Genomic DNA, 12498 nt, shown 5'->3' on the forward strand with positions numbered 1-12498 from the left:
ACTATGTGCCCCCTATATTAATTTATATTTTAAAAGAGGAAGGCACGGGTGCCTTTTCCCTCTTTTTCTAAAAATGGTTATTTAAACTCTTTTTCCCATGGATAGTATGAATGAACTGGTTGAAACCCAATGTCTAGATAAAATTTCATACCTGTTTCAACGAACGCTACTGTAGCTCCGAGCTCCCCACATCGACGGATACCCTCTAGGACAGCTGCTTTTCCTAATCCTAAACGGCGATAGTCTGGGTCTGTACAGACAGGTTCTACATATGCTATTTTATTTTCTTCTACAAACCACATACCACAGTAGGCGACGAAATTACCATCAGGTGCTTCTACCACTATATTTAAGTCTTTTCTGTAGTTCGGACCTGATTGCATTTTCTTGCGACCCTCGATGTCTTGTGGAGATTCACCCTTGTGATTAAAACCTCTCCACATTACTCTATCTACTTTTATGTGGTCATTGTCTTCGGCAAGACTTTTAAGTTTATAGCCTTCAGGTATAGAGATTTTTGGAAACACATCTGGTATTTTGAATTGTGAAATATAATTGAATTCTGGGTAATCATTATCCTTTTCATATCCTTGTAAAAGGGCGATTTCTTCAAGCTCTCGATCAAACTCTTTTATATAGAGACGCAAATATTTGTTTCCGTTATCTTTCGTGCCGAGTAAATGCTTTTCAGCGTGTTCAAACATATCCCGCTTTAAATACGTATAATCAGGATGTACAGCGAAATAAGTGTCACCTAACTCGAGTTCATAGTTTACAACAGCCACAATGTTCCCGTCTTCTTCCCATATGGCTATTTTGTTAAGAGACGTTTCATCAAAATAGGGATGAGTATGCATATACTCCCATCTAGGTTGTAACCAATTGGGATAAAAGCCACCAGGTTCATAGGTATTTATTAAAAATTGATTTACTTTTGTGAAATCTTCTGGTCCTTCATAACGTCGTTTTTGTACTGGCATATACAACAACCTCCTAATATTAATTAGGCTGAAGTGCTGTCCTAGTATATAAGGTTATAAAAAATAAAAAAACTGTAAGAAGGCATAGTGCTCTTACAGTGAAAATTCAATAAATAATCCTAGTTATCATAATTTTACAGGCACGCGCAAGCCCATTTTAATTATGGAAGGAGTGAATTTTTACATATAAGATGACACAACTATCCTTACTAAAAAGATGTCCCCAAATAAACCTAGATAGCTAGGTGCACCAAACAGCCATTTATCTAGCTATTATGCTGCTTTAAATTTACGCATGAGAACGAATTAGTAAGTAGTAACTATCATCTTATTTCCTCCTTTTCATCAATAATAATACTATAAGCTTAGCAAACGATCTTTGTAAATGAACATTGTGTGAATTTTTGGTAAATACTATACTTAATTCTTGGGCGATGGCTTACGAAGTTTCATCACCTACAAATATAACTAAACCGATTCGTGTTTTGAAGATTTATGAAATAAACAAAGAGCGAGTAGCTTTAAAAAGCCTACCCGCTTTCGATTAGTTTAAAAACAGATCCTCAGGATCTTCTAATAATGATTTGATTGTCGTTAAAAATTGGACGGCATCCTTACCATCAATAATACGATGATCATAAGATAAGGCTATATACATCATCGGTCTTACTTCGATTGAATCCTCATCATCTACTACAACTGGCCTTCTTTGAATAGTGTGCATGCCTAATATACCAACTTGTGGGGTATTGAGAATTGGTGTCGAGAATAGTGAGCCAAATACGCCACCATTCGTAATGGAAAAAGTCCCACCTTGTAAATCAGATAGACTGAGTTTTTTGTCTTTCGCTTTTTGCGCCAGGGACATAATGTCTTTTTCAATCTCGGCAAAGCTTTTCTTATCTGCATCACGTACAATAGGTACGACTAATCCATCATCAACTGAAACAGCAATCCCTATGTCGTAGAATTTCTTTAAAATAATCTCTTCATCTTGGATTTCAGCATTTAAATATGGATACTTTTTCAGTGCCGAGACAACTGCTTTTGTAAAGAATGACATAAAGCCAAGCTTAACATCATGTTGCTCTTGAAATCCTTGTTTTTTTCGCTCGCGAATAGCCATGATGGCTGAGAGATCAACCTCGTTAAATGTTGTAAGCATGGCTGCTTGGTGTTGTGCTTCTAATAATCTTTTTGCTATAGTCTGTCGCTTACGAGACATTTTGATTTTTTCATACCGGTCGTTGTCTAACTCTGGTGTTGCCTCTTTTTCTTTTTCAGTTTGTTGAGGTTGTTGTTGTGTTAGATGAGACTCTTGAATATCATGTAATCTAATTCGACCTAACGGATCTCTTGTTTTAACTTCTGTTAAATCAATGCCTAATTCACGAGCTTTTTTTCGAGCTGCAGGTGAAGCAATTGGACGAAAAGATTGACCCCTCTCCTGTTTTTCTCTAGTTTCTCCATCATTTGTTTGATTTTCTGATTTGTAGGCAGTCTCTTCTGTATGTCTATCATCATTTGTATAGTTGTTTGTCTGTTCCATTGTTCTGTCTTTCTTTTCTTTAGTTTCTCGTGAGTTGTTTTGCTCTGTATCCTCCGCTGCCGTTGCTAATACATCTCCTACTGCTACATTATCCCCTTCTTGTTTTAACAATTCCTTAATTGTACCTGTGACTTCACTAGTAATCTCCAAATTTACTTTATCTGTTTCTAGTTCAACTATTTGTTGACCCTCTGTCACACTGTCTCCCTCTGCCACAAGCCATCTTGCAATCGTTCCTTCTGTGACTGATTCTGCTAGCTCGGGTACTTTAATTTCTTTCAATGTACTCTTCTCCTTTCGATACATCTAAAGCGGAATCGATAATTTGGTCTTGTTCTTTTTTATGAACATTTGGGTCTCCTGTTGCTGGACTCGAGCGGTCCGGTCTTCCAATATACGAAATAGGTATGTCCTTATTTATACATTCTTTTAGACGCGCTTGAATGTAAGGCCAAGCTCCCATATTTTTAGGTTCTTCCTGTACCCAGGCTATGCTTGATACGTTTTTATACTTAGTAAACAGTTGGCGCATTTCTTTTTCGGGAAAAGGATAAAGCTCTTCAATTCTAATAATATGAACTTCGTTAAACTCTTTTGTTTGAGCTTCATCTATTTTCGTTATTAAATCAATTGCGATTTTACCGCTGCAGAAAATAAGTTTCTTTAACTTTTCAGGTTGCTCTGACTTAGTACGGTTGTCTTCTAGTACCGAGTGAAAGGAGCCGTCGCTAAGCTCATTACCTTGACACGCTGTGTAGGCATTTCGAAGTAAGCTTTTCGGTGTCAAAATGATAAGTGGCCGTGCTTCTTTTTCCTCCAAAGCGGCCTGTCGACGTAAAATATGAAAATATTGAGCAGCACTAGTTAAATTGGCTATAGTCCAATTGCTCTCTGCTGCTAACGTTAAAAAACGTTCTAATCGAGCGCTTGAGTGTTCAGGCCCCTGTCCTTCAAACCCATGTGGTAAGAGCATAACAAGCTTAGATTTTTGTCCCCACTTGGCCTGACCAGCAGAGATAAATTGGTCAATAATAACTTGAGCTGCATTCACAAAATCCCCGTATTGTGCTTCCCACAAAACAAGTGTATCAGGTGCTTTTACGCTATACCCATATTCAAACCCAAGGGCGGCTGCTTCTGATAAAGGACTGTTATATATAGCAAAAGAAGCTTTAGCTTCAGGAAGATGATGTAATGGTGAAAACGTACGGTTTGTTTTATGATCATGTAACACAAGATGTCTTTGGGCAAATGTCCCTCTCTCACTATCCTGACCTGTCAGGCGAATAGGAGTGCCATCCTTCAAAATTGTCGCAAATGCTAACGTTTCTGCTAATGCCCAGTCAATTTTTTTACCATCTTCAAAGGCATCATTGCGTCTTTGAAGGATTTTTTCAAGCTTCGGATAAGGAGTATACCCTTTCGGCCATGTTAGTAAGTTAGTATTAATCTTCATTAGTACATCTTTAGATACAGCCGTGTTTTTAGTAGCAATTCTTTTTTCAATTGACTCAGGAAGTTTAACTTCTTGCTTCTCTTTTGGGATTTGTTTATAAGTGTCTTTTAAGTGTTGTTCTAGTTTTTCTTTTTTATCTTTAATAGAGTCCTTCGTTACTATTTTTTCTTTCATCAGAATCGAACTATATATATCTGCTAACCTATCATGTTTTGCTATTTGTTCATACAATAAGGGTTGTGTGGCCATCGGGTCATCCATCTCGTTATGACCATATCGTCTATACCCTATCAAATCAATGACTACATCTTTTTGGAACTTTTGCTTGTAGGCAAACGCTAGTTTTATAGCTGACAAGCATGCTTCCGGATCATCTGCGTTCACATGGATAATAGGAATCTCAAACCCTTTAGCAATATCACTGGCGTACTTTGTTGACCTTGCATCCTCTGAGTCTGTTGTGAAGCCTAATAAGTTATTGGCAATTATGTGAATGGTACCTCCTGTGTTATACCCTCTTAAGTTCATAAGGTTTAGCGTTTCTGCTACAACACCTTCACCTGGAAAAGCAGCATCTCCGTGGATAACAACACTCATGGCATTTGACATGTGTTGAATTGGATACCCAACGCTTGTGCGTTCATCCTGGTAGGCGCGAGCAAAACCTGATACGACAGGATTTACAAACTCAAGATGACTAGGATTATGTGCTAATGTCAGCGTCAAACCTTCCTCCATTTCATGATTTGCACCAAGATGATATTTTACATCACCCGTCCATCCAAAATTAATACCTCTAGAGCCTTCAGATGGAATTAAATCCTTGTTGGGAGAGTGATGGAATTCTGACAAAATAAGGTCGTATGGCTTTTGAAGCACATGTGCTAGTACATTTAATCGTCCGCGATGTGCCATACCCATGACGACTTGCTTGTAACCATTCTTTGCAGCTAATTTGGCAGCATCTTCTAGCATGGGAACAAGCATATCAACACCTTCTATTGAAAAACGTTTTTGACCTACAAATGTTTTTTGTAAAAATTGTTCAAATGCATCAACTTTTAATAAGGTATCCAATAATTTATGCTTATTCTCGGGAGAGAGGGAAACAATATATGTTCCTTTTTCTACTGCTTGATCAAGCCAATCTCGTTCCTCTTGTTCGAATACATGACTAAACTCGTATGCAACCTTACCGGTATAACACTTTTTTAAGTACTCATATGCTTGCAGTCCGTTCTCAATGTTGTGGGGGGCATTCTCCCACAACATAGTGGCAGGTACACTTTTTAACTCTTCTTCTGTTAAATTAAAATAACGCAACTCGAAATTACTTTGGTGTTGTTCTTTTTGTTTTGTAATTGGGTATAAGGAGGCCTCTTGATGCCCATACGTTCGAATACTCTGTAATAAACGCATTGTATTTGCAATCGTGTGACTAACGTTATGAATATTTGTGATAGCGATATTGTCTGTATTAGATGTCCATTTATTTTCCTTTTTATTTGTGAAAAACGCTCGCATTGACTGATCAACAGAATTAGGATCTTCTAGAAACCTCTCATGCAGTTCTTCTATATATGCTAAGTTCGGCCCGTGAAAATTACGCCATTTGTCCCCATTTTTTGTCACGAGATTCCTTCCTTTCTTGGGATTCATTGCATTACCCCACTTATATGTATGAAGCAAAGTTGCCGTAGTATTACTTTTCAAACACATTGTTAATACTTTAGTTACCGAAATAAGCTGTTGCAAAACATAAATTAAGCTTTGTTAGCCTGTAACGTTAAAAATCAACATGAACCATTAATATAGTAAATAAATTAAGAGGTTTTATATTAGGCATCCTCTAACTAGTTATATATAATATAGGGTATACAAGACTAAAAGATTGGGAGTGTTCTTACGGATGGAACAAAATTATAAAAAACATGCAATGATTGACCCTGTTTTTCACTTTGTACTTGCCCCGTTATCACTAATTAGTGTAATTATTGGCATTGTACAGTTTGTCTATGCTATTCGAGTTGGAACTTCCACCTTGACTGCAGTAATGCTTCTAATAACAGGCTTTCTCTTTTTCTTTGCAGCTACAAGAATACGTGGGTATGCTTTAAAACTTCAGGATCGATTAATTCGTACAGAAGAAAACTTTCGTTATTTTGTTTTGACTGGGAAAAGACTGGACAGCGCACTATCTTTAAAACAAATCATTGCTCTACGATTTGCAAGTGATGAAGAGTTTCCTGCACTTGTTGAAGAAGCATTAGAAAAAAACATGACACCTGATGAGATTAAACGTACAATAAAAAATTGGAGAGTAGATTATCAGCGGGTATAATGAAAACCTCTACTTTGTAGAGGTTTCTCTATGCTGTATAGATTGTCGATTAACTGTGAAAAATGTAATGATGATTCAACACTTTGTAAGGAGAAATTAATAGACTGCTTGACAATAGTGTAGTTGGGAGTGATACGTATGACACAAACAATGATTGAAGTAGATGGTTTAGTAAAAAAATATGGAGATTTAGTAGCGGTTAACGGCGTGGAATTCAACGTAGGAGCCGGTGAGGTGTTTGGTTTACTAGGGCCCAATGGTGCTGGTAAAACCACAACCATTGAAATGCTCGTGGGTTTGCGTAAGCCTGATGGTGGAACAGCCAGATTATCTGGATTTGATATACGAAAGCAAATTAATGATGTGAAAGAAGTGATAGGTGTGCAATTACAATCTACATCATTATTTGAGTTACTCACTGTTAAAGAAATTATGAATATGTATGCTAGCTTTTATCCGTATCATGTTTCGGTTGATGAACTTTTAGCAGAAGTTCTATTAACTGAGAAAAGTAAAGATCGAGTGAAAAGCTTATCTGGTGGTCAAAAACAACGACTAGCTATTGCATTAGCAATCATTCATGATCCGAAAATAGTGTTCTTGGACGAACCTACAACTGGACTAGACCCACAAGCTCGGAGAACATTGTGGGACATCATTGAACGGTTAAAAGAGCGAGGTAAAACGATAATGTTATCAACACATTATATGGACGAAGCGCACGTGCTTTGTGACCGAATTGGAATTATGGACCAAGGTACATTAATAGCATTGGATACGCCCCATCAGCTCGTGAAAAACTTACAATCCGATAGTGCTATTGAGGTGACTTTACAAGCTGAAGAAGATGCTACTTTTTTACATACATTGCAAGCTGTTAAGCAAGTCAGTAACAGACAACAAAGATATGTCGTCTATACAGATTCCATTCAAACTACTTTAACAGACCTTATTCAACAAGCGTCGGAAAGAGAAATACCGTTAGATAATTTACAAACAAGAACAGCAACTCTTGAGGACGTGTTTATTCATATGACAGGAAGGAGCTTAAGAGAATGAACGCCTATAAGCAATTAACATTAGCACAATTACGCATATTCGCAAGAAATCGCCAAGTATTAATCTTTACGCTCTTGTTCCCTATCATCTTAATGCTTGCTCTAGGCTCCTTTGTTGGTGGTGGAACAAATGTTTCTTTGTCACTAACAGTAGTAGACAATGATCAAAGTCCGCAATCTAAGGAACTATATAATCGATTTAGTGAAAATACAGGGATACAGCTTGCAAAAGGGATAAATTTACAGGAAGCTTTAACAAATTTAGAAAATGGTGATGTGCAGCTTGTACTCGAGATTCCAAAAGGCTATGGTGAATCAATTAACAATAAAGCTGAAGGAGATGAATCTTACATCCTACCAGTGTACTATAGTGAAACCAATCTAGCTGCATCACAAATCGGGATGACTGTAGTTAATGCTACCATTGATCAAATGAGTAAAGAGGCTGTAGATTATACTCCTATAGTTACGACAGAGTCAAAGGGTGTCCGTGCTCTTAATATTACTTATATTGATTTCCTTGTTCCTGGTATTGTAGCGATGATGATAATGAGCAATAATATGAATGGTGTGGCAGGACAAATCTCGTCTTGGCGCGAACGCGGTATTTTACGAAGAATGCAAGGAACACGTCTTAAAGCTTCAACTTTTATCGCGGCTCAAATTACGGCACGCTTAGCATTAAATGGATTGCAGGCATCGTTAGTGTTACTTGTTGCAAACTTAGTGTTTAATATTGAGGTTCGCGGTTCGTGGCTCATCTTAATTGGATTTGTAATTCTTGGGACATTAGCTTTTATGGCACTTGGTTTCATCATAGCGGGTGTTGCTAAAAATCCAGAAAGTGCAGGACCGATTGCGGCATTTGCAACATTTCCGATGTTATTTCTTGGTGGCGTGTTCTTTCCTATTGCAAACATGCCTGAGTTTATTCAGCCAATCGTTAAAATTTTGCCGATTGCACACTTAAGTACAGCACTCAGGGAAACAATGAATATAGGTACACCTATCTGGAACCTATGGCCAGAGACACTTACTTTAGCAGGTTGGCTCATTGTAGCCTTTGCTATTGCCAGCCGTACTTTTAGGTGGGAATAATAGTCCTTGAGTTAAGTGCTTCATATAGTCAATTCAAAATTAAAAGGCCCTAACAACCAGTTAGGGCCTGTAGTATTTAACTGACATAAGAGCTTACTCTATTTCTTCCTAAACGTTTAGCTGTATATAACGAATCATCAGCTCGTTTTATAATGGTATGCCAATCATCAGTTGTATCTGGAAAAGTAGAGATACCGATGGAAACGGTAATATTTATTTTATCAGTATCTGAAATATTGAAATCGTAGTTTTCAACAGCTTTTCTAATTTTTTCAGCTAACTCAATAGCTTGATGATTAGGACAATCAGGTAAAATCACGGAGAACTCCTCTCCCCCGTTTCGTGAAACAATATCAAAGGAGCGAGATGTATTCTTTAAAATAGTACCTAACTGTTTCAGTACCATGTCTCCTGTTTGGTGACCATATGTATCATTTATCTTTTTAAAATGGTCTATATCTATTAATAAAAGGGACAACCTTTCTTGCTTTTCAATAGCTGTATTTACAAGAGTATTCCAGATAGTATCAAATTGCCGAACATTATTTAAACCAGTGAGATAATCCTTTTCGGCAGACTCTTTCAGCATTCTAAAGTTCTCATTTGAGTGAACAATGAAGTTGCATATTTGAAAAATAATAAATCCTCCAATTAAAGAGATTGCGCCATAATAAATATATAGTGTAATTAGTTTATTAAAATCTGAAATTAGAAAAGCAACAGCTATATAAAAAACAATCATTTGACTTACAGTCATAAAGAAAAACTTATAGGCATTTGAGAGTTTTGTTTGTGCAATAATTCCGCATATTACTGGTAATAACAAAAGTGTAATGAGTGCTGTTGTAGAAGAAATATTAATTCCAAAAAAAGCAAATCTATTAATCGCAATTACTATACCCGTTATAATCCCACTTGTTACTCCTCCGAACAATGTGACAACAATAATTGCAAAGTTTCGTAAATCCACTATTGTTGTATCTGTAACTTGTATAGAGAATGACATGAGAAGTGACCCTAATACTCCCCCGATTAACCCACCAACAACTTTCATAGAAAAGTTTGCATACATAGGTCGGCTCTTAAAGAATTGCCCGCTTACTGTAAGAAATGAGATGAAAATAGCCAAATTTATTATTAAATCACGATACATGTTCATCACCTTTTGATATATTAGTAACTATTACTTTATTATACATATTTTTTTGTCGAAAAAACTGTTAACTTGTGAGAAATATCAACAAATATGATGTAGCTCATATATATTAACCTTTTTTTGATTTTAGTTACATCACCTTCCATTCCTATTTTTGGGCTCATAGGCTTTGTATAGTACTACAATATGAAAAGGATGAATCATGCTTGATTCATCCTTTAAACTATCGCCTTGCGTACCCTCGTCGCTGCCGTTTTAAGAAACACTCATCACAAATGCGAAAAGCGTGATCCCATGGTAGGGACTTACCACATATTTTACAACTGTTTTTAATTTTTTTAACATCTGTTTGTAGTGATTCGTGAATGCTTTCGCTAATGTCAGTTCGTAACCTCTCCCAATAATGTGCTTCAGTTTGTCGGTTCAATTTATATAAAAATAAAAGATGTAAGCCTAGTGACTTATATGTTAGTTCAAGTTTATCAAGGCTACGAGTTTTTAATTCAGGCTCTGGTAGGTCTTCATTATGAACGATAGCAAGCATCGTTTCTAACCATTGCTGAATTAACTCGGGCTCTTTTTTTGAAAAAGGTAAGTGCAGAAAGCCATAGAGATCGCTCATAGAAAAGCGTGTTTCAATGTCTGTTCCTCTGATTAACTCGTACAACTCCCGCTCTTCGTCTAACCCTGCTTTTTTCGTACCGACTGGACATTGAAATGTATCCCACAGTTCAAAGAAGGACGCAAAATCTCGGTAGTAAGCTTGAAATCTCTCAAGTACACCAGGCGTTGGGGCAACAGTAAATGTCTCAACAGGCTTGTCGGTTTCATCCAATAACTGTGCCATTTGATTTATATCGCTTGTGAAAGCAACTTTTCCCACATTGTAAATCCCTTTACGCCCCGCTCTTCCGGCAATTTGCTTAACTTCTTGAGAAGTAAGCCGTCTTCTGGATGTTCCATCGAACTTATCGTTTTCGAGGAAAACAATACGTCGAATAGGTAAATTCAAACCCATTCCGATGGCGTCTGTGGATACGACGACGTTTGTTTGGCCGTCTATAAATTGTTTCACTTGTCGTTGTCTAGTCTCAGGTGGCATCGAACCGTATATCATACTCACCCGTTTGCCGTCGTGTTGCAGTCGTGAAGCGGTTTCGAGGACTCTTTTACGAGAAAAACAAATTAAGGCATCTCCTTTTCTTACATCTTTAAACTTAAAAGGTTGTTCCTCTACTTCTAATGGAATATCTCGATTATACTCATGTAATTCTATTTCAGAATCACCTAGTAACTGCAATAACATGTCTTTTACATTATGACTCCCAATAATATGGACTTCTTTGGCATTAGCTTTTGTGATTGCTTTGAACCATGAGAAACCACGATCTTTATCAGCAAGCATTTGAGACTCATCAATGACAACTACTTCATAGAAGTCTTTCTCATGAAACATTTCTACAGTGGAAGCTATATGTTGTGCTCCTTCTACAACTTTCTCTTCTTCCCCTGTTTTTAGATTACAAAGCACACCGTCATGATTTAACTTGTCATATACCTCTAGTGCAAGTAGACGAAGCGGAGCTAAATAAAGACCGCTTTCTGCGTGCTTCATTCGTTCTAACGCTTGAAAAGTTTTACCAGTATTCGTTTCTCCAATATGAAGAACATATCTAATCCCTTTATTTGTGTCAGGATGATATTCAGGCCCAAAGATGTCAGCAAGCATTCGTTCCTCTTCTTTACGTTTACGCTCTACTTCTGCAGCTTCTTCTGCTTGACGTAACTCCCATGCAGCTAATTGTCGCTCAAATATTTCTTTATGAACTGTTATATCAAACGGTACGTCAGAAACTTCAAGTAAATCTTCTAAGTATTCATCACTTAAAGATTCTAAGAAATATGTGCATAAATCATATAGGTGTTCGTTTAACAACTCCATTACAAAGGAGTCTGTAAATTCTTCTGAAATTACTTGTTCATACTCGTTTATAAATGATAAGGGCAACTCTTCTAGGACTAGTTCAGCGCAAACGCTATAAATATATTCAGCTAACATCGTCTCGTAACGATCAATATATAACTCATATTCAAAATATACGTGCCCTCTACTCCATGTTTGCTGAATATTTCCTGTTAACTCTTCAAAAAAGTAAGCGGCGGTTTTATAATCTGTCTTCTTAAACGGTCCAACAGAAATCAATTGCTCTTCAATCTTATATGTATCAATTGCTTTATATTTCGTACCGTGCTGTAAGTCTTTTGCGAGCTGATTTCCAATAAAGTATCGAGCATGCAAGTATAGTGATTCACTATGGTGATCAAGAATGTCAATGGCTGCTCTCTCAATGACGTCATTCAATTTATCTCTTTTTCGTTGTAACTCTTTTTCCTTTTGTTCTTTTAAATATTTTTCTCTAGCAATGGTGTATTGGTTTTCCCACAATTCTATATCTTTCTCAAATTTATTTAATAACCATTCCTCAATAATAAATGGCTTATAAGCTCTCATTTCATCACGAAATAACTTATTTAAGATCTTTTTATCAACGTCTTTAGTCACATAGCCTTGTTGTTCTAAGTAAGCTTTCTTGTCTTTTTTTTGAACGGCATTTGACACTTTATTAATCCATATATTAATCCAAAGTTGTTGTAGATAAGTTGATCGGTTACGAAGATATTGTTGTAGTGCAGGTGGTTCTGACTTGCGACCTGTATAGTTTTGAATATCTTCTAGAACTTTCCGTTTTGTAAGTTCAATCGCTTCATCTAGCGGTCCTTGTAATAATTCCATCATAACGCTCCTTGTAACATAGTTAGCTTTATGATAGTGTAATACACTTTGTATAGTAAAATCAAA

General features: G+C 36.8%; 8 protein-coding genes. 3 read left to right on the top strand and 5 right to left on the bottom strand.

From position 1 onward, the window contains the following. Positions 1 to 77: 77 nt before the first annotated feature. The 3 genes from EJF36_RS10050 to EJF36_RS10060 all read right to left on the bottom strand — a co-directional run bounded on the left by EJF36_RS10050 (position 78) and on the right by EJF36_RS10060 (position 5617). Positions 78 to 980 carry a GNAT family N-acetyltransferase gene (locus EJF36_RS10050; protein WP_125906193.1) on the bottom strand — a complete coding sequence of 301 codons (903 nt, stop codon included), beginning with the start codon at positions 978 to 980 and terminating at the stop codon, positions 78 to 80. A gap of 544 nt (positions 981 to 1524) precedes the next feature. After that, positions 1525 to 2811 (bottom strand): 2-oxoglutarate dehydrogenase complex dihydrolipoyllysine-residue succinyltransferase, encoded by a 1287-nt coding sequence (gene odhB / locus EJF36_RS10055; RefSeq protein WP_125906194.1) that lies wholly within the window; start codon positions 2809 to 2811, stop codon positions 1525 to 1527. Continuing rightward, positions 2798 to 5617, bottom strand: a complete 2820-nt coding sequence (locus EJF36_RS10060; RefSeq protein ID WP_260471867.1) for a 2-oxoglutarate dehydrogenase E1 component — start codon at positions 5615 to 5617, stop codon at positions 2798 to 2800. Before EJF36_RS10060 ends, odhB begins: the two co-directional genes overlap by 14 nt. Before the next feature lie 277 nt (positions 5618 to 5894). On the opposite strand from EJF36_RS10060, the gene EJF36_RS10065 reads away from it, so the two are divergent. From EJF36_RS10065 to EJF36_RS10075, 3 genes are all read left to right on the top strand, one after another. Continuing rightward, positions 5895 to 6326, top strand: coding sequence for a DUF6526 family protein (locus tag EJF36_RS10065; protein ID WP_125906196.1), 432 nt, complete (start codon positions 5895 to 5897; stop codon positions 6324 to 6326). 138 nt (positions 6327 to 6464) lie between these two features. Further along, positions 6465 to 7385 carry an ABC transporter ATP-binding protein gene (locus tag EJF36_RS10070; RefSeq protein ID WP_125906197.1) on the top strand — a complete coding sequence of 307 codons (921 nt, stop codon included), beginning with the start codon at positions 6465 to 6467 and terminating at the stop codon, positions 7383 to 7385. Then, positions 7382 to 8482, top strand: a complete 1101-nt coding sequence (locus EJF36_RS10075) for an ABC transporter permease (RefSeq protein WP_125906198.1) — start codon at positions 7382 to 7384, stop codon at positions 8480 to 8482. Before EJF36_RS10070 ends, EJF36_RS10075 begins: the two co-directional genes overlap by 4 nt. Positions 8483 to 8558: 76 nt before the next feature. On the opposite strand, the gene EJF36_RS10080 is transcribed toward EJF36_RS10075, so the two are convergent. Beyond that, a complete protein-coding gene (locus tag EJF36_RS10080; protein WP_185806873.1) occupies positions 8559 to 9635 on the bottom strand; it encodes a GGDEF domain-containing protein in 1077 nt (358 codons plus the stop codon). A 226-nt stretch (positions 9636 to 9861) separates the two neighbouring features. Then, a complete protein-coding gene (locus EJF36_RS10085; protein WP_125906200.1) occupies positions 9862 to 12432 on the bottom strand; it encodes a DEAD/DEAH box helicase in 2571 nt (856 codons plus the stop codon). Between the last annotated feature and the right edge of the window lie 66 nt (positions 12433 to 12498).

Source organism: Bacillus sp. HMF5848 (assembly GCF_003944835.1).
Classification (GTDB): domain Bacteria; phylum Bacillota; class Bacilli; order Bacillales; family HMF5848; genus HMF5848.

Coding starts and splice junctions, on each gene's coding strand:
- EJF36_RS10050 (WP_125906193.1), bottom strand. CDS start 980: ATGCCAGTACAAAAACGACGTTATGAAGGACCAGAAGATTTCACAAAA.
- EJF36_RS10065 (WP_125906196.1), top strand. CDS start 5,895: ATGGAACAAAATTATAAAAAACATGCAATGATTGACCCTGTTTTTCAC.
- EJF36_RS10070 (WP_125906197.1), top strand. CDS start 6,465: ATGACACAAACAATGATTGAAGTAGATGGTTTAGTAAAAAAATATGGA.
- EJF36_RS10075 (WP_125906198.1), top strand. CDS start 7,382: ATGAACGCCTATAAGCAATTAACATTAGCACAATTACGCATATTCGCA.
- EJF36_RS10080 (WP_185806873.1), bottom strand. CDS start 9,635: ATGTATCGTGATTTAATAATAAATTTGGCTATTTTCATCTCATTTCTT.
- EJF36_RS10085 (WP_125906200.1), bottom strand. CDS start 12,432: ATGGAATTATTACAAGGACCGCTAGATGAAGCGATTGAACTTACAAAA.